The following is a 17,784-nucleotide window of genomic DNA, read 5'->3' on the forward strand; positions in this document are numbered from 1 at the left end:
TCACTCACCCCTTTCCACCAGGGGTCCGCCCGGGGCGTCGTGCGGGTTCGGGGTGAACCTCACATCCGGGATCATCGTCTTCGGGTCGCGGCCCCACGACTGCTCGAGTGCCCGCAGCATGCCCGAGACGCCTGTGCCGCTCAGGATGCCGTTGTCGATGGCCGACAGCGTCAGATCCACCAGGAGCGAGACGTTGATGTAGTCACCGCGAACCACCTTCGGCACGTTTTCGATGCTGAACGGTGCGGTGAAGATCAGCTTCAGCGCGCCAAGCAGGTACGGTCCGGCCTTGCCCAGTTCCCGCAGCGGACGCTGCAGGTTGGCCAGGTTCGTGTTCAGGTCACCGCTGGCCGGGGACAGCGCGTCGTCGGCCGCGTTGCTGATCCGGCCCAGGGCCTGCACCGCGTCGGCGAACAGATCCCGGGTGTCGGCGAAGTGCTTGATCAGCGGCGGGAACTCGGTCAACACCTGGTCGAGGGTGTCGTTGCGCTGCTCGACGATCGACAGCAACCGGTTCGTCGAATCGATGGCCCGGGTGATGTCGTCACGCTGCTGGTTGAGCTGATCGGTGAACGTGTCGACCTTGCCCAGGAAATCGCGGATCTGATCCGACCGGCCGTTGAGGACGTTGAAGATCTCGGTCTGGATGGTCTCGAGGTTCGACACCCCGCCGCCGGTGAGGATGGAGGCGATGCTCGCCAGCACCCGCTCGGTGGTCGGGAAGGCCGACGCGTTCTTCAGCGGGATGGTGTCCCCGGTCTCGAGCTTCTCCGGGGACGGGTCCGGCGGCGCGTCGAGCTGCACGTGCTGCGAACCCAGCAAGCTGGTCTGCCCGATCTTGGCCAGCGTGTTCTTGGGCAGCTGCACCGTCGAATCCAGGTCCAGCGTCAGCGTGGCGACCCAGTTCTTCAGCTCGATGGAGCGCACCCGGCCGACGTACACGTCGGCCACCCGCACCCGGCTGTTCACGTTGAGCGCCAACGTGTCCGGGATCTGGACGTAGATCGTCGTGTGGTCGGGTCCGGTGCCGGGCCCGCCGGGCAGCGGCACGTTCGCGATGCCCTTCCACGATCCGCACGAGGTCAGCACCACGGCTGCCGCGCCGAGCGCCACTGCGCGTCGACTCAAAGTCGCCAAGCGTCCCACGGTCAGCCTCCCGCCTCAGCCGGCAACAACGGACCCGACGGCATCGCAGGCGCAGGCCCCGGCGCGGGGCCGGGCGCCGGCGCCGCCGGCGAAATCGCCCCCAGCGGATCACCCGGGATGACGCCCGGTGCGGGCGCCGGCGGGGGGCCCGGCTGCGGATACCATGGCGGGGGCAGCGGGTTGTTCTCGTTGTACGCGTTCGGGGGGCCGGGCAGCCGGCCGTTGTTCACGCCGAACGCGGGCGGCGCCGCGGGCGCCACGATGTCGGGCCCGCCCATCAACTCCGACAGCGACTCCGGGGTCAGCATGTTCTGCGTAAACGGCTGCACCTGGACGCCCTGCATGCCGGGTGCGACGACCCAGCCGGGCTCGTGGTTGCCGTGGGAGAACAGCGTGTCCCTGGAGAAGATGCCGGGCACGGTGGTGTCCTTGTATCCCGGCGGCGGTTGCAGCCGTGGCTCGGAGTAGGCGATCTGCTTCGGCAGGGTCGTCGCCGCCTGCAGCTGGTTGGCGCCGAACGGCAGGTAGTTGAACTTGATCGCGTCCAGGATCGGGCCCAGGTACTGGGCGCACAGCTCGGAGGACTCCTGATAGCCCAACCGGCTCCCGGCCTGGATCGCGCTGCAGATGAACTGCATCGGGTTGGCGAAGTTGTTGATCACCGGCACACTCATGATGCCGCCCTGGTTCGGCGCGGAGATGTTGACGACGTTGGCGCCGAGGTTGGGGAACACGTGCAGACCCGTCTCCAGGCCGTCACGCGGCTCGGGCTGCAGGATCGCATTGGTCACATCAGCGAGGTTGTCCACGTCGTGGGCCAGAACCTCACCGTTCTTGCCGATGAAATCCCTTGTGGTCGCGAGCAATTGGTTCAGGTCCTGCAGTGCGTTGGCCACTTCGCGGTCGGTGTTCGTGAACGCGTTGGTGAACTTGGCGAGATCGTTGTTCAGCGCCACGAACTGCTGATCGCTCTTGTAGAGCGCGTTGACGAACAGCGCGAGGCTCTTGACGACGCTGAACAGGTCACCGCGGCCCTCGTTGAGGGCGTACAGCGCGTCCGAGAGACCCTTGAGGGTCTTGTTCAGCTGCTCGCCCTTGCCGGCGAAACCGTCAGCCGCGGACTCGATGATGTCGCCGAACGGACCCTTGGGCTGTTCCTTGGTCGGTCCGAGGTCGGTGAGCAGTTTGTCCAGAGAATCGCGCAGGTCGTCGTACTCGACCGGCACCTGCGTGCGATCGAGATTGATGACGGCGCCGTTCTCCAGCACGGGCCCGCCGGTGTAGGGCGGAGCGAGCTGGATGGTGCGGGAGGCCACCAGGCTGGGGTTCAGGATCGAGGCGGTGGCGTTGGCGGGGACCTTGAACTTCTTGTCGTAGTTGAAGGTCACCTTCATCTTGTCGCCGTCGGGCTCGATCGCCTCGATCTTGCCGACCTGCACGCCCATGATCTGGACCTTGTCCCCCGGATACAGCGCCAGGGTCTGGGTGAAGTAGGCGGTCACCGTGTTCTTGGTCAGCCGCTGATAGGCCTTCCAACCGAAGAACGCGGCCACGATCGCGGCGATCAGCACCACGGTGCCGATCACCAGTGCCGTTCGGGACACGCCCGGCACCTTCAGGTTTCGCACGTTGAAGATCGTCGACATCTAGCTCTGCACCCCCTTAACCTTGCGAGCCCGGCGGCAGGAACGGTGGATTGCCCGGCAGCAGCGGCTGGCCCGCCGGGGCCGGCTGCGGACCCGGACCGGGCGGCGGCGGCGGCCCGTTGAGGGCCGGCGGCAGCGGCGCGATGCCGGGCGTGAAGTCCGGCGCCGACGGCTGCGGCGCCAACGGCACCGTGCGAGCCCCGGGCGGTGCAGGCGGCAGCGGCGGCATCGCCCCGGGCACGTCCGGGGACAGCTGACCCGGGATCGCGGCGGCGGGCACACCCGGAGCGGGCTGCGGCCCGTTCGGGTTCGGCGCCGACGTCGCGACGTTGGGGCCCTGGCCTTCGTAGTTCGGGCCGTACGGGTTGTCGCCGTAGGGGCCGACGGACAGACCGGCGCACGGGAGCGGATTCGCCGGGCTGGGCAGGCCGTCCGCGGGCGGGGTGTACGAGCACGGCGAGCCGGCCACGACAGCTGGTCCCGTCTGGCTGTCCGGGGTGCCTTCCAGCGGGGTCGGCGACGGCGGCGGCGCGCCGTTGGTGAAGCCGGTGCCGTTGGGGTCCGGGAACCGGAACGCGGGCAGGCCGGCGTTGCGCCAGAACTGCTGCGGATCGATGCCGCGCTTCTTGAACGCCGCGTCGACGTAGGGCTGCAGAATCCAGTACGGCGCCAGGTTGGCCAACATCACCTTGAAGTAGGGCCCCGACGCGATCGCCTCACCCAGCGACGCGGTGAACTTCGAGAGCGTGGTCAGCACGTCGACGAGGTCGAACTTGCGCTCGTTGAGCACGTCACTGATGGTGCGCAGCTGCTCGAGCACATGGTTGAGGTTCGGGTTGTCGTCGATGAAGCCCTTGACCTGGTTGGAGAACTTGCCGACCCGCTCCAGCAGCTGGCTGACGGCGTAGTTGCGCTCGTTGACCGCGGCGAGCAGCGTCTGCGCATTCACGAACAGGGCGTTGATCTGTTCGCTGCGGTTGCCCAGCACGCCGGCCACCCGGTTGGCGTTGCTCAGCAGCTGCTTGATCTGGTCGTCACGCTTGCCGATGGTGTCGGAGAAACGGGCGACCCCGTCGAGCGCCGCGGACAGGTGGGGGTAGGTCTGGTCGATCGTCTCCGACAGCACGTTGAGCGAATCGCGCACCGTCTTGGTGTCCCAGCCGGATGCGGAGTTGCTCAGGTCGTTGAACGCATCGTAGATCTGGTACGGCGTCGAGGTCTGGCCCAGCGGCAGGATGCCGTTGGCTTGCAGTGCTTCGTCGCCACGCGGCTCGATCTCGATGTTGCGGCGGCCCAGGATCGTGTCGGTCCGGATCGAGGCACGGCTCCTGGTACCGATCTCGGTGCCGCCGAGCGAGTAGCCGATCACGACCTTGTCGCCGGAGATCTCCGTCGAGCGCACCAAACCGACGTCGACGCCGGCGATGCGCACCTTGTCGCCGGCATTGATGCCGCCGGTGTCGGAGAACTCGGCGTAATAGGTGGGCGTCGCGAACAGCATCGGCACGCTGGTGAAGCTCTGCCCGACACCGATCACGACGATCAGCAGGATGACGCCCATCAACCCGCTGCGGACGCGGTTGGAACCCTCGAGGACTCTCATTGCGGTGTGCACCTACCCGAGGGCTGGCTCCACACCTTGACCGTGCGCACCGGCCCACCGGGCTGGAGCCCGTTCAGCTTGAGCGTCACGTCGCAGGCGTAGAAGTTGAAGAAGTCACCGTAGATGCCGCCGGAGCGGCCGATGATCTTCAGCGCGGTCGGAACCCGGACCAGCAGGTCGTTGAGTTGATCCTTCTGTTCCACCAGCGGCTGCTGGAGGATCTCGAGCTTGCTGGTGGTCTGCTGCAGCAGTGGCCGGTTGTCGGCCAGCAGGTCGGCGATCGTGCCGGCGGCGTCGCTGATGTCTGCCACCGACTTGGCGATCGGATCGGCCCGGTTCTTCAGTCCGGTGATCAGGGTCTCGAAGTTCTTGACCGTGTCGTCGAACTGCTGCTGGTGCTTGACGGTGGTGGCCAGCACGGTGTTCAGGTTGTTGATCACCTCTCCGATCGCCTGGTCCCGATCGGCCAGCGCGGACGTCAGCGACGCGGTCTGGTCCAGGATGTCGTTGATGGTGCCGCCCTGGCCCTGGAAGACCGTCACGATCGACTGCGCGATCGTGTTGACCTTCTGCGGATCCAGCGACTGGAACACCGGGCGGAAGCCGCCGATCAGTGCGTCGAGGTCGAGGGCCGGCTCGGTGCGCTCGACCGGGATCGTGCCGCCGGGCTGCAGCCGGGTGTTGCTGTCACCGCGCTTGAGCTCGAGGTAGCGGTCACCGATCAGGTTCAGGTAGCGGACCGATGCGGTGGTCTCGTCGAACAGATCGAGTGAGCGGTCCACGTCGAAGTCGACCTGGGCCTTGCTGCCCCCGTCGATCAGCTTCACGTCCTTGACCTTGCCGACCTCCACGCCCGAAGCACGGACGAACTGCCCGGAGCGCAGGCCGCTGGTGTTGGTGAAGATCGCGGAGTAGCTGTTGGTGCGGTCGAAGCGCATCTGCCCGAACACCACGATGATGAGCGCGGTGAACAGCAGCAGCACCAGGGAGAACGCCCCCAGCTTGATCGCGGTTCCGGTGATTTTCATGGGTTGATCGTGTGCTCCCCGACTTGGCGGCCCCAGACGTACTCGGTGAGCAGCGGCTGGCCCAGTTCCAGGTGGTTGTACGGCGCGATCGACGCTCCGGTGTCCATCACCAGGTACGGCGACGGCCACAGATCGCGGGTGACGGGCTGCCAGCAACCGGGGCGGCCCTCGGGCCCACCCTTGGCGTTAACCCGCGGCAGGTTGTCGGGATAGACGTAGGCGTTACCGGCGCCCAACCCGATCAGCTCCGAGTGGGTGCGCAGCGAGTAGCCGTTGCCGCCCAGCGATGCGGCGACCTTGGGCTCCACATCGTGGTAGTTGCGGATGGTGCAGAACAGCGCGGGGCTGTATTTGTCCAGCAGCGCCGAGGTGGGCACCAGGTCCTTGAGACCGCGCTGGAGGTAGGGGCCGCCGCGCTCGAAGACGTCGCCGCCGTTGTTGCCGAATCCGACCGCGGCCATCAACGCCTGATCGACGTTGCCCTGCTGCTCGTTGAGGGTGCGCGCGGTGGTCACCGCGTTCTGCAGTCCGTCGAACAGGTTGGGCGCTGCATCGGCGTACACGTCGGCCAGGTCGGCGAGAAGCTGGTTGTCGCGGCGCAACTGCGGCATCTGCGGGTTGATCTCGTCGAGGATCTGATTTCCGTTGACGATCGACTGACCGAACCGGTCGCCGAGCCCGCTGAGCGCCTGAGCCGTCGCGGTCAGCGTCTGGTTCAGCTTGATCGGGTCGACCTGACCGGCGACCGACACCACGGTCTCGAACAGGGTGTTGAACTCGGTGGTCACGTGGGAGGCGTCGATCGTGTCCGAGCTGGTGATCCGCTTCGGCGACGGGTTCTCCGGCGAGGAGAACGACACGTACTTGTTGCCGAACACCGTGGTGGCGGCGATCTCGGCGTCCACGTTCTGCGGGATCAGATCGAGGTACTTGGGGTTGACCTCGAGGAGGATCTTGGCCTGGGGCTCGCCGCCGACGTTGACCTGCTCGACCTCGCCGACCCGGCCGATCTGCACACCGTTGTAGGTGACCTTGGCGCCGGGATCCATCGACAGGCCCGACCTGGGGGACATCAGCGTCAACTGCGTGCGGGGCAGGAAGTCGCCCCGGAACTGCAGGAACACCAGCACGAGGACGACGATCGTCACGAGCGCCAGCACGAGGCCCGCCAGCTTGTAGGGCGGCGTGCGGGGGTTGTTCACGGGTGCGGTCATGGCTACACCGTCAGGTTGAAGTTCGGGTCGACGCCGTAGAGCGCCAACGAGGCGAACAGGACCACACAGACGATCGCGATGAGCGAGGCGCGCATCGACCGGCCGACGGCCTCACCGACGCCGACGGGGCCGCCGCTGGCGTAGAAGCCGTAGTAGCAGTGATTGAGCATGACGATCACCGAGATGATCACGGCCTGCACGAACGACCAGAACACGTCGTCCGGCCGCAGGAACGTGCGGAAGTAATGCTCGTAGGTGCCCGTCGACTGGCCGTAGAAGATCGTCGTGGTGGCTTGCGCGGACAGGAAGCTCATGATGATCGCCATCGCATACAGCGGGATGATGACCACGAAGCCGGCCATGATCCGCGTCGAGACCAGGTAAGAGATCGACTTGATGCCCATGACTTCGAGTGCGTCGATCTCCTCGCTGATGCGCATGGCGCCCAGCTCGGCGGTGGCGCCGGCGCCGACCGTGGCGGCCAGCGCCTGGCCGGCGACGACCGGGGCGGCGATGCGCACGTTGATCAGTGCGGCGAAGAAGCCGGTGAACGCCTCGACGCCGATGTTGCCCAACGACGCGAAGCCCTGGATGGCGACCAGCGACGATCCCGAGAGCGTCACGAAGCCGACGATCGCGACGGTGCCACCGATGACGGCCATGGCGCCGGTGCCCATTCCGATCTCGGCGATCAGGCGGAGCATCTCTTTGCGGTAGTAGCGGATGGCGTGCCCGATGGAGCCGACCGCGGTGACCACGAACCAGGCGACATGGCCCAGAGAGTCCAGCCCGCGGGCGGGCGCACCGGCCACTTTCTGGGCGGTGGCGACTCCGCGGGGGAACCGGGAGCGCAGAACGGCGCCAGTGGACATGTCAGCTCCCCGTTCCGAATTTGACGCCGATGGTGGTCAGCACGACGTTGACCGCGAAGAGCGCGATCACGCACAGCACCAGGGTCTCGTTCACCGCGGTTCCGACGCCCTTGGCGCCGCCGGCGCACGTCAGCCCGCGGTAGCAGCCGACCAGGCCGGCGATCAGGCCGAACGTGAGCGCCTTGACGAGTGAGATGAGCACCTCGGGGAGCCCGGTGACCAGGGTCAGTGTCGACACGTAGGCGCCGGCGGAGACGTTCTGCAGGTACACACCGAAGATGAAGCCGCCGACCAGGCCGATCGTGATGACCGCGCCGTTGAGCAGCATCGCCACGAACGTGGAGGCGACCACGCGGGGCACCACCAGGCGGTGGATGGGGTCGATGCCGAGCACCTCGAGGGCGTCGATCTCCTCGCGGATGGTGCGCGCGCCCAGGTCGGCGCAGATCGCGGTGGACCCCGCGCCGGCGACCACCAGCACCGTCACCAGCGGACCGAGCTGGGTGACCGCGCCCAGCGCCGCACCGGCGCCGGAGATGTCGGCGGCGCCGAACTCGGTGAGCAGGATGTTCAGCGTGAAGATGAGCAGCACGGTGAGCGGGATGGACACCGCGACGGTGGGCAGGAAGGCCACGCGGAGCAGGAACCAGCTCTGCAGGATGAACTCGCGCCATTGGAACGGACGCGGCAGGGCCTTACCGACCAGAGCGCACATGCGGACGAAGCCGCCGACCGCCGTCAGCGCGGGCCTGACCTGATCGCGCACGTAGCCCGTCAGGTTGGAAGTCGTCGTCACCGCGAAGTCCCCGCGACGCACTCGGCGGAGATGTAGCGCACCGGCAGCACCTGTCGCACGCTCCCTTCCAGCCCCGACCCCAAACGTGTGAGATACGTCCTACTACTCGTCGGTAGTAAGACGGACCACCGGACTGTACCCGATGGTGGCGACGCTTCGTACCGCATCCGCGCGATTGCGCACTCAACCGTTAGCACTGGCCACCCCTTCGCGCCGCGTCACCGCTGCCCCGTCGAAACCGTTGTCCGCGTGGAACTTTCGCCGGCGTCAATGTCGGCCGGTCCGGCGAACCGGGTCCGCAGCTCCGTCTTGAGCACCTTGCCGGCCGGGTTTCGGGGCAGCGCCTCGACGATTTCGAGGGCACGCGGGTGCTTGTAGCGGGCCAGCCGCTCGGTGAGGAACGCGTCGAGATCGGCCAGCGACAACGGCGCGCTCCCAGCCGATGTCAGCGAAGTTCGCAGGGCGATCACAGCAACCGGCACCTCACCCCACTTCGGATCCGGGCGGCCGATCACGGCGGCCTCGGCGATGTCGGGGTGCGCGGCGAGCGCGTTCTCCACCTCGGCGCAGTAGATGTTCTCCCCACCCGAGATGATCATGTCCTTCTTGCGGTCGACGACCCAGATGTAACCGTCGCCGTCCTGCCGAACCAGGTCCCCGGAGTGGAACCACCCGCCGGCGAAGGCTTCCGCGGTGGCCGCAGGGTTGTTCCAGTAGCCGGCCATCAGCGTCGGGGCCCGGTAGACGATCTCGCCGACCTGACCCACCGGCACGTCGTTCATGTCGTCGTCGACGATGCGCGCCGACACCGTCGGGATGACCTTGCCCACCGAACCGAGCTTGCGCAGGGCGTCCTCGCCCAACAGCATGCAGGTCACCGGCGACATCTCCGTCTGGCCGAAGGCAGCGAGGATCGCCGCGCCCGGGAATGTGTCGGCCATCTCGCGGAGCAGGGTGTCCGAGGCGGGCGCGGCGCCCCAGGACAGCACCCGCAGCGAGAGCTCCCGGGGATGGGCGCGCTGCGCTGCGCACACCGCCTGCCACTGGGCCGGCACCAGGAAGATGCCGGTCACCTTCTCCGCGGCGAGCACATCGAGCAGCTGGTCCGGATCGAAGGCGCCGAGCGGATAGATGACGGTCGGCCGGCCGAGCAGCAGTCCGACGATCGTGTTGCCGACACCTGCGATGTGGAACAGGGGCACGCCGACGAAGCCGATGTCGTGGTTGAGGTCGGCCCCGTTGGTGAACAGGTGGGTCATCGCCTGACCGGCCAGATTGTTGTGCGTGAGCACCGCACCCTTGGGTCGGCCGGTGGTGCCGGAGGTGTACATGATCAGCGCGGGCGCATCGTCGGGAACGTCGACGGGCGGGCACGGCGCGTTCTCGGCGATCAGATCCTCGTAGCCGAGCGCCCCGTCGCCCGTCTCGGTCCCGGCGACGACGACCGTCTGCAGCGTGGCGTCCAGGTCACGCACCGCGGTGGCCACAGCGGCCAGGACAGGTTCGGTCACGACGATCGCCGCACCGCAATCCGAGACGAGGAAGGCGATCTCCGGCGGGGTCATCCGGAAGTTCACCGGAACGGCGATCGCGCCGAGCTTGTTGACCGCGATCGTCGTCTCGATGAACTCGGGCCGGTTGAGCATCAGGATCAGCACGCGGTCGCCGGCACCGACGCCCCGCTGATGCAGGGCCCCGGCCAGCGCGGACACGCGGCGCTCGAGCTCGGCCCACGTGGTGGTGGCGCCGCTGAACCGCAGCGCGGTGTTCTGCGGCTGCATCAGCGCGTGCCGGGAGAGCTGATTGGCCCAGTTCTGCCGCCGGGCCAGGTACGGCTGCTCCAGCTCGGTTGTCACCAGGATCGCTCCGTCATGGTCTGCGGTCGTGAGTTGCGCGGTGCTGATATTTGATCAAACATTGTGTTGCCGCGGTCACACTATGGCCCAGGTGGCGTCGGGACAACCCGTCGCACCCGCAGGGGGGAAGGGCGTCATCGCCATGTCAGCTCCGGCCAGCCCGCTGTCAACGGGTAAGCCGTCCGGCAGGGTTCGGCGGGAGCAACTGTCCGACGAGGTGGCCGGCCGGCTGCGCACCGAGATCATGACCGGTGCACTGCGGCCGGACAGCTTCATCCGTCTCGACGAGACCGCTGCCCGCCTCGGCGTGAGCATCACCCCGGTGCGTGAAGCCCTGAGGACGCTGCGCGGCGAGGGCATGGTCGAGCTGGAACCTCATCGGGGCCACCGCGTGATGCCGCTGTCGCGCACCGACATCGAAGACATCTTCTGGATGCAGTCGACGATCGCGCAGGAACTGGCCGCCACCGCCACCCGGCGCATCACCGACACCCAGATCGACGAGCTGGTGGACCTCAACGCCGCACTGGCCGATGCCGTGCACCGCGACGACGCCGACGGGGCCGCGCGGGCCGAGTTCGCGTTCCACCGCGCCGTCAACCGGGCCTCCGGACGGATCAAGCTGGCCTGGTTTCTGCTGCACGCCAGCCGCTACCTACCGCCGCACGTGTTCGCCTCGGACCAGAGCTGGGGTGCCGACGCAGTGGCCGGTCACGTGGTGCTGATCGACGCGCTGCGCCGGCGCGACGTCGCCACCGTGGTGCGGCTGACCGAAGGTCAGTTCGCCGACGGGTTAACACGGCTTCTGGAGTACCTCGACCGGATCGGTCTGTGGGGGCCGTCCACCCAGGTCGAACCTAGGTCGCAGCGAGCTGCTCGGCGCGCGCCTTGAGGTTGTCGGCGAGGTAGTCCAACGTGTCGCCGATGGCTTTCTTGACCATCGGTTTGGGCAGCGGAAGCGTCGTCTCGACGTCGAGGTCGACGGTCAGCAGGGACGTCGGACCCATGGCGACCACGGAGAACTTCTGTTCCTGCTTCTCGAAGTGGTCGCCCTGCTGCAGCATCGTGAAGATCTGGTTCTCTCCCGGGTAATACACCGCGGTGATGAACGTGCCCGCCTGGCCCTGCACCACCACGTCGAGCCGCAGCTGGCTCGGTCTGCCGTCGGGATAGCGCGCCAGAATCCAGCAGCCCTTGATCTCCTCGTTCCACTGCGGGTAGGCCTCGAAGTCGGCGACGATCGCCATGATCGACTCGGCGGGGGCTGCGACCTCCACGGTCTTACTCACCAGCGGCATCGGGGAAGCATAGCGAGTTCGCGTGGGGCCTCACGCCGTCGCGGCTGCTTGCTCGCCGGGCGGCTCAGTGCCGAGTGCCGCTGGTCGTCGGGGGCAGTAACGCCAGTGCGGCGATATGGCCCTGCCGCGGTGCTGCGGCCGGGTAGCCGGTGCGCACGAAGGTGCGCATCCGCGCAAGGATCTTCGGGGCCGTCATAGCCGGGGGGACTACCCCGACGTCGACGCCGCCAAACCCAGGGCGGCCTTGAGAGTCCGGGCGTTGCGCACGGCATGTCCACCGAGGTCGTTGTTGAAGTACACGAGCACGTCGCGGCCCTGGTCGTCCCATTCTCGAACCCGGTCGGCCCACCAGCGCAGGTCGTCGTCGCTGTAGGAGCCGCCGTAGAGCGCATCGGGATCGGGACCGTGCAACCGCACGTAGACGAACGACGTCGTGGCGCGCAGCACACACGGCAGGCCCGAACCGCTCATCACCACGTACGCCGCACCGTGGCGTTCCAGCAGGTCGAACGCGGCCGCGTCGTGCCACGACGGGTGCCGGAACTCCACGGCGACGGGGATCGCGGCGGGCAGGCCGCCGAGGAAATGGTCGAGCCGCTCGAGCGTCGCCGTGTCGCGCTCCAACGTCGGCGGCAGCTGCACCAGCAGCGGTCCGGCGTGCGCTGCGAGCTCACTCCATCCGCGGTGCAGACGCTCGACCCACACCTCGGGTGAGCGCAGCCGACGCGCATGCGTCAGGCCGCGTGGCGCCTTGACGGCCATCGAGAATCCCGGCGGCACCTGCTCGCGCCAGCGGGCGAACCAGGCGTCCGGCGGCCACCGGTAGAAGCTGCCGTTGAGTTCGACGGTGTCGAACTCGGCGGCGTACCGGGCCAGACGCTGCCCGGCCGGCAGTCCCCGTTCGTAGAGCACCCCGATCCAGTGGTTGTAGGACCACCCCGAGGTGCCGATGTGGGTTGCCATACCGCACCGAGTACCCCGCCGCGTGACGTGCAGTGCACGTCCTAGGCGCCGGAGCTGGCCTGGGCCTGGTCCACGCCGAGCGGGGTGGTCTCCCGCACGGCCTCGTCACGGATCAGGCCGCGCAGCAGCGCGGTGGAGAACTCGACCGCGATCTCCTGGGCGGTGCGGCGGCCGTGGGGGCGCAGCCAGCGGTAGGAGCCCAGGGTCATGCCGATGTAGCCGAGCGCGAGCACGTGGGAATCGCAGTCGTAGAACTCGCCGCTGGCGATGCCGCGGTCGATGACGTCGCGCACGTGCTCGTAGACCTGGGTCTCCTTCTCCCGGATGTAGGCCACCTGCTCCTCGGTGAACCACTCGGTGATGTACGGGCCCTCCTGGAAGTAGACCGCCGCGCGTTCGATGTTGCTGGCGATCCCGACCAGCAGGCGCCGGGTGAAGTGGTAAATCGTCTCGCGGGCCGACGCCGACGGGTCGTCGTGCAGTGCGTCGACGGTGAAGTCCGCCGCCCCTTTGTAGATGTCGTAGAGGATCAGCGCCTTGCTCGCGTAGTAGTGGTAGACGGTCGCCTTGTTCAGCCCGACCGCGTCGGCGACGTCGTCCATCCGGGTGCCGTGGTAACCGCGGGCGGCGAACAGCCTGGTGGCGACGGCCAACAACTCCTCGCGACGGGACATCCCGTTGCCCGTGGCGGGCGGCACAGCGGTCTCGGACATGGTGCCCCACTCTAGAAGGGACCGGCAGGTCCGCGCTCCACTAACTGGTTGGTCCAGTCTAGGTGGTTGTTCTGTGACCGCGGTCGCGTCCGGTCTAGACTCGGCACCAGCGTGCACGCCCGGCCCGACGGAGGTATTGCGGTGGACCCGAATCCCGATTACGACGCGAGTGACGAACTCGAGTACGGCATCAACTGGTTCGCCTGGATCCTGCGCGGGGTGTACCCGCCGCCGGCCTACCCGCCGGTCTAGTCCGCGGCCAGCATCCGCCCAAACCGACGTTTGGGCGCGATTGTGCGAGTGCGACGCACCATTTCGTCGATCTCGGCACGGCTCCACACCACCGCGGCGGACACGTGGCCGCGGATCTCGGCGGCCCAGTCCCTCGGCGGCACCGGCTCACGGTCGGGCGGCCAGAGCAGCCGGGGCTCGACGTGCACCAGATCCGCACCCGGCGCCGGCCACATGTCCTCGGAGTAGCGCTCCCCGCATTTGCGGCACCGCACCTCGTACCGCATCCCGTGCGGTGCGGATTCGATGAAGACGTAATCGGCCATCGACACGCACCGCGGACACCTCGCCAGACCCCGCTCCACCACCATGCTCACGCGGTTATCGTGCGACTCACAGCCCAGCGGGCGCACCGGTCCGGTCCGACTCGATGCGGTTTCGGTGCCGTTTCGAGACCCACCGACCTCAGGCCGCAGCGGCTTTGACCGCCCGGCCGACCTCGGCCCGCAACCGGCCGTACTCCGGGGAGCGCCGCAGCTCATCGGGGTCGACGCCCGAGCGCGGGAGGTCGACGGGGAGGTCCAGCGCCACCTGCCCCGGCCGGCGGCTGAGCACGATGATCCGCGAGCCCAGGAACGCCGCTTCGTCGGCGCTGTGCGTGACGAACACGGTGGTGCGCCCGGATTCGGCGCTCACCGCCCGCACGTCCTCCTGCAGCCGCTCGCGCGTGAGTGCATCGAGCGCAGCGAACGGCTCGTCGAGCAGGAACAGCGGTGTCTCGGCCGCGAGGGCCCGGGCGATCGCCACCCGCTGCTGCTGGCCACCACTGATCTCCCAGATGCGGCGTTTCACCAACCCCGCCAGGCCCACCCTGTCCAGCAGTTCGTCGCGCCGCTCAGCCCGCCGCTCCCGCGGCACCTTGGCGTAGGTCAGCGCCAGCTCCACGTTGCCGCCCACGGTCCGCCACGGGAACAGCCGCGGTTGTTGGAACACCACACCCGCACTGACGCCGGGAGTCGGTGGTGCACCGCCGATCTCGACGGAACCCTCGGTCGGCGACTCGAATCCGGCGAGCAGTCGCAGCAGCGTGGATTTTCCGCACCCCGACGCGCCGACGAGCACCACGAACGAACCCGGCTCGACGGTCAGGTCCACCGGGCCGACCGCGGTCACGGCATCGCGCCCACTGCCGTATCGGTGCGACACCGATTGCAGCGCAATCACATCACTGCGCGAGGACACCCGGCAGGCCCTTCGTGTAGATCGCCTCGGTGAACGTCTGCAGCGGCGCGGCCTCCGGGATCTGCTTCTGCTCGGCCAGGAACTGCGATGCACTCTGCAGGTTCACCGCGATGTTGCCCGGTTTGCCCTCTGTGCCAAGCCATTCCGGCGACGTCACCTGTTCGGGTGTCAGGTAGACGCCCTGCTCGAGTTGGCCGGCGACATCCTCGGGGCTCAAGCCGATCTCGGCGGAGATGGCCTTGGCGGCGGCCGACGGATCCTGGTGGATCTGCGCGAGCGCACGGGCCTGTTGCTGACGCCAGATGTCGACGACATCGGGATGACGTGCGGCGAAGTCGTCGGACACTGCACCCAGATCCAGCGTCGGCTTCCCGTCCTCGGCCAGCTGCCGGCTCGTGATCAGATCCTTGCCGGTCTTGCGCAACTGGTCCAGCGTCGGCAGCCAGGTGTAGGCCGCGTCGATGTCACCACGCTCCCACGCCGCGAGGATGGCCTGCGGCTGCAGGTCGATCAACTGAACGTCGTTGGGCGACAATCCGTTCTGACTCAACGCAGCGAGCAGACTGTAGTGCGCGGTGGACGCGAACGGCGTGCCGATGCGCTTGCCCTTCAGCTGGGCGATGGTGTCGATGCCGGTCCCGTTGCGGGCCACCAGTGCTTCGTTGTCGCCCGCGACGTCGAGCACGAACGCGACCTTGTACGGGATGTTCAGCGGAGCCGACAGGCCACGCGCCACCGGGCTCGACCCCAGGGCACCGAAGTCGAGTTCATTCGCGATGAACGCGGTGTTCACGTCGGCGCCGGAGTCGAACTTCGTCCACTTGATGGTGTAGTCCGGCAGCGCCTCCTCGAGCCACCTGTTGTTCTTGACGATCAGGTCCCCGCTGGGGAAGGCCTGATAGCCGATGCGAATCGTCTCCTTCGAGCTGTCCTGACCACTGCTACCGACCGAGCAGCCGCTCAGCGTCAGCACCGCAACGAGTGCCGAAATCAGCACGGCCACCGACCATTTCCGATTCATATCTTTCCTCTCCAGGGGACCGCGCGCCGTTCGGCGGCGCGCAGCAGACCGTCGATGACCAGGCCCGAGATACCGATCGCGAAGATGCCGACCAGCACGACGGGGGTGTTGTTGTAGTTGCTCGCGTCTTTGACCAGACCGCCGATGCCGGGAATGCCGTTGAACAGCTCCGCGGCGACCACGGACGAGTACGCCATCCCGACGGCCAGCCGGATACCGGTGAACGTCTCGGGCAGCGCCGAGGGGATGACGACGTCGCGAATCACCTGTCCCCGTGTCGCGCCGAGCGCGCGGGCGGCTTCCTGCAGCGCGACGGGCGCGGCGACGACGGCGGCAGTGGTGGCGACCGCGGCGGGCGGCAGAGCGGCCAGCGCCAGCAGCGTGATCTTGGGTGCCTCGTCGATGCCCAGCCAGATGATCAGCAGGAAGAAGTAGGCCAGGGGCGGCAGCGCGCGCAGGAACGTCAGCCACGGTTCCAGCACCGAACGCAGCCAGCTCACCGAGCCCATCAGCAGCCCGAGCACGACGCCCAGCGCGACGCCGATCACGACGCCGGCGAGCACCCGGCGCAGCGTCATGTAGAGGTGCTCCCACAGCAGGTATCCGGCATAGCCGCGGGCGCCGTCGTGGGTGGTGGAGACATCGAGGAAGGCCCGCCACACCGTGGCGGGGTAGGGCACGAACGTCTGGTTCCATATGCCGCTGGCGGCCGCGAGCTGCCACACCACACCGAAGACGACCACCGACAGCAGCGGCAGCGCCGCCCGCGTCAGCCCGGAACGCCACCGGCCCGCGCGCGGACGCGCGTCAGCGACGGGCCCCGCGGTGGCGGCGTCTTCGGGCGTGATGTCGACGAAAACGGACACCGGCAGATGCTGACGGACACGTCAGGGCTGCGAAAGTGCTGTGCTCACCGCGAATTTTAGTGCCGCTCAACAGGTGAGGACGGGTTTGACGACGGCGCCGCTGCGCTGCGCCGCGAGCGCTTCGTTCACGTCCGTGTGCGGGAACGCGGTGACCAGGCGGTCGATCGGCAGCCGGCCCTGCGCGTGGAGCTCGAGCAGCTGCGGGATGAACGTGTCGGGCACCGAGTCGCCCTCAAGGCAGCCGTGCACCGTCTTGCCGCGCAGCACGAGGTCCCGCAGATCGATCGCGGGCACGCCCGCACCCAGTCCGACAGCCACCGCCGATCCCCCGACGGCCAATGCGGCGACGGCATTGGCGAGGACGTCGGCCCGGCCAGTGGTGTCCAGGGCGTGGTCGGCGCCGCCGCCGGTGAGCTCGCGCACGGCGGCCACCACGTCGTCGCCGGGCGCCAGGCTCACGTGCGCTCCGAGGCTCTCGGCCAGGGCGCGGCGGTGCGGGGACGGTTCGACCACCACCACGATCTCCGGATCGACGGTCAGCGCGGCGAGCATCCCCGCGAGACCGACTGCGCCCCCGCCGAATACGACAACCGAGCTGCCCGGCCGCGGTCGCATCAGGTTGAGCACCGCCCCGGCGCCGGTCTGGAATCCGCACCCGAGCGGCGCCGCGACCACGGGGTCGACGTCGGCGTCGACCACCACCGTGTTGTCGGGCGTGCTCAGCGCGTATCCCGCGAAGCTGGACTGGCCGAAGAAGCCGTCGAGCACCCGGGTCCCACCCGCCGTCACGCGCGCTGAACCGTCGTCGCGCTGTCCGAAACCATTGAGGCGCAACGCGTCACGACAGTAGGCCGGTCTGCGCGCAAGGCAGTTGCGGCACCGGCCGCAGCACCGGAACGTCAGCACCACCCGGTCACCCGGCCGTACCGTGTCGACCGACTCCCCCACGCTCTCGACGATCCCGGCACCCTCGTGACCGAGCAGGACCGGCCGATCTGGCGCTCCCGCAGCGCGATTGACCAGATCGGTGTGACAGATGCCCGACGCCTCGATGCGCACCAGGATCTCGTCGCCGCGCGGTTCGTCGATGCGAACCTCGGTCAGGACGAAGGGATCGGCCGCGTCATAGGACAGTGCCGCAGTGGTCGTCGGCATCAGCCCATCGTCCGTCGAACAGGGGGAACGGAGCCACGACGCGTCACCGCGCGAGGGTATCCCCCGCCCCTCCCCCGTCCGGGGGATACCCCGCATCGGGTTGTGAGCAGCGCGGGGAGTCTCTTTACACTGAC

At 68.1% G+C, this 17,784-nt stretch carries 17 protein-coding genes and 1 pseudogene; 2 read left to right on the forward strand and 16 right to left on the reverse strand.

Going from position 1 to position 17,784, the window contains the following annotated elements; translation table 11 throughout:
• From MHN84_RS08835 to fadD5, 8 genes are all read right to left on the reverse strand, one after another.
• Nucleotides 1–1,146 (reverse strand): virulence factor Mce family protein, encoded by a 1,146-nt coding sequence (locus MHN84_RS08835; RefSeq protein ID WP_241204272.1) that lies wholly within the window; start codon nt 1,144–1,146, stop codon nt 1–3.
• A gap of 2 nt (nt 1,147–1,148) precedes the next feature.
• Entirely contained in the window at nt 1,149–2,792 is a 1,644-nt protein-coding gene (locus MHN84_RS08840) for a virulence factor Mce family protein (RefSeq protein WP_241204273.1), read from the reverse strand.
• Nucleotides 2,793–2,808: 16 nt separating this feature from the next.
• A complete protein-coding gene (locus MHN84_RS08845) occupies nt 2,809–4,395 on the reverse strand; it encodes an MCE family protein (RefSeq protein WP_241204274.1) in 1,587 nt (528 codons plus the stop codon).
• Nucleotides 4,392–5,423, reverse strand: a complete 1,032-nt coding sequence (locus tag MHN84_RS08850) for a virulence factor Mce family protein (RefSeq protein ID WP_241204275.1) — start codon at nt 5,421–5,423, stop codon at nt 4,392–4,394. The genes MHN84_RS08845 and MHN84_RS08850 overlap by 4 nt, the downstream gene beginning before the upstream one ends.
• Nucleotides 5,420–6,637 carry an MCE family protein gene (locus MHN84_RS08855; RefSeq protein ID WP_241204276.1) on the reverse strand — a complete coding sequence of 406 codons (1,218 nt, stop codon included), beginning with the start codon at nt 6,635–6,637 and terminating at the stop codon, nt 5,420–5,422. Before MHN84_RS08855 ends, MHN84_RS08850 begins: the two co-directional genes overlap by 4 nt.
• Before the next feature lie 2 nt (nt 6,638–6,639).
• On the reverse strand, nt 6,640–7,509 hold the full coding sequence (locus MHN84_RS08860; protein ID WP_241204277.1) for an ABC transporter permease: 870 nt from the start codon (nt 7,507–7,509) through the stop codon (nt 6,640–6,642).
• Nucleotide 7,510: 1 nt separating this feature from the next.
• The gene (locus MHN84_RS08865; protein WP_241204278.1) at nt 7,511–8,305 is read right to left on the reverse strand and encodes an ABC transporter permease; all 795 of its coding nucleotides are present in this window, start codon (nt 8,303–8,305) and stop codon (nt 7,511–7,513) included.
• Between the two features lie 218 nt (nt 8,306–8,523).
• The gene (gene fadD5, locus MHN84_RS08870) at nt 8,524–10,161 is read right to left on the reverse strand and encodes a fatty-acid--CoA ligase FadD5 (protein WP_241204279.1); all 1,638 of its coding nucleotides are present in this window, start codon (nt 10,159–10,161) and stop codon (nt 8,524–8,526) included.
• Nucleotides 10,162–10,303: 142 nt separating this feature from the next.
• Here fadD5 and MHN84_RS08875 point away from each other — a divergent pair, with 142 nt between their 5' ends.
• Entirely contained in the window at nt 10,304–11,053 is a 750-nt protein-coding gene (locus MHN84_RS08875; RefSeq protein ID WP_241204550.1) for a GntR family transcriptional regulator, read from the forward strand.
• On the opposite strand, the gene MHN84_RS08880 is transcribed toward MHN84_RS08875, so the two are convergent.
• From MHN84_RS08880 to MHN84_RS08890, 3 genes are all read right to left on the reverse strand, one after another.
• Nucleotides 11,019–11,459: an SRPBCC family protein gene (locus MHN84_RS08880; protein ID WP_221353008.1), complete on the reverse strand. Its 441-nt coding sequence runs from the start codon at nt 11,457–11,459 to the stop codon at nt 11,019–11,021. The two genes, MHN84_RS08875 and MHN84_RS08880, sit on opposite strands and share 35 nt — an antisense overlap.
• A gap of 207 nt (nt 11,460–11,666) precedes the next feature.
• Nucleotides 11,667–12,422 carry a DUF72 domain-containing protein gene (locus MHN84_RS08885; protein WP_241204280.1) on the reverse strand — a complete coding sequence of 252 codons (756 nt, stop codon included), beginning with the start codon at nt 12,420–12,422 and terminating at the stop codon, nt 11,667–11,669.
• A gap of 41 nt (nt 12,423–12,463) precedes the next feature.
• Entirely contained in the window at nt 12,464–13,135 is a 672-nt protein-coding gene (locus MHN84_RS08890) for a TetR/AcrR family transcriptional regulator (RefSeq protein WP_241204281.1), read from the reverse strand.
• Between the two features lie 135 nt (nt 13,136–13,270).
• Here MHN84_RS08890 and MHN84_RS08895 point away from each other — a divergent pair.
• Nucleotides 13,271–13,387, forward strand: a pseudogene (locus MHN84_RS08895) (CAP domain-containing protein); the annotation flags it as partial.
• On the opposite strand, the gene MHN84_RS08900 reads toward MHN84_RS08895, so the two are convergent.
• The 5 genes from MHN84_RS08900 to MHN84_RS08920 all read right to left on the reverse strand — a co-directional run bounded on the left by MHN84_RS08900 (nt 13,384) and on the right by MHN84_RS08920 (nt 17,650).
• A complete protein-coding gene (locus tag MHN84_RS08900; RefSeq protein WP_241204551.1) occupies nt 13,384–13,737 on the reverse strand; it encodes a hypothetical protein in 354 nt (117 codons plus the stop codon). The pseudogene MHN84_RS08895 and the gene MHN84_RS08900 overlap by 4 nt on opposite strands.
• A gap of 94 nt (nt 13,738–13,831) precedes the next feature.
• Nucleotides 13,832–14,608: an ABC transporter ATP-binding protein gene (locus MHN84_RS08905; RefSeq protein ID WP_241204282.1), complete on the reverse strand. Its 777-nt coding sequence runs from the start codon at nt 14,606–14,608 to the stop codon at nt 13,832–13,834.
• The gene (locus MHN84_RS08910) at nt 14,592–15,629 is read right to left on the reverse strand and encodes a glycine betaine ABC transporter substrate-binding protein (protein WP_241204283.1); all 1,038 of its coding nucleotides are present in this window, start codon (nt 15,627–15,629) and stop codon (nt 14,592–14,594) included. The genes MHN84_RS08905 and MHN84_RS08910 overlap by 17 nt, the downstream gene beginning before the upstream one ends.
• Nucleotides 15,626–16,495 (reverse strand): ABC transporter permease, encoded by an 870-nt coding sequence (locus tag MHN84_RS08915; RefSeq protein ID WP_241204284.1) that lies wholly within the window; start codon nt 16,493–16,495, stop codon nt 15,626–15,628. Before MHN84_RS08915 ends, MHN84_RS08910 begins: the two co-directional genes overlap by 4 nt.
• Before the next feature lie 66 nt (nt 16,496–16,561).
• Nucleotides 16,562–17,650: an NAD(P)-dependent alcohol dehydrogenase gene (locus tag MHN84_RS08920; protein ID WP_241204285.1), complete on the reverse strand. Its 1,089-nt coding sequence runs from the start codon at nt 17,648–17,650 to the stop codon at nt 16,562–16,564.
• Between the last annotated feature and the right edge of the window lie 134 nt (nt 17,651–17,784).

The organism is Mycobacterium sp. PSTR-4-N (assembly GCF_022348085.1).
Taxonomy (GTDB): Bacteria; Actinomycetota; Actinomycetes; order Mycobacteriales; family Mycobacteriaceae; genus Mycobacterium.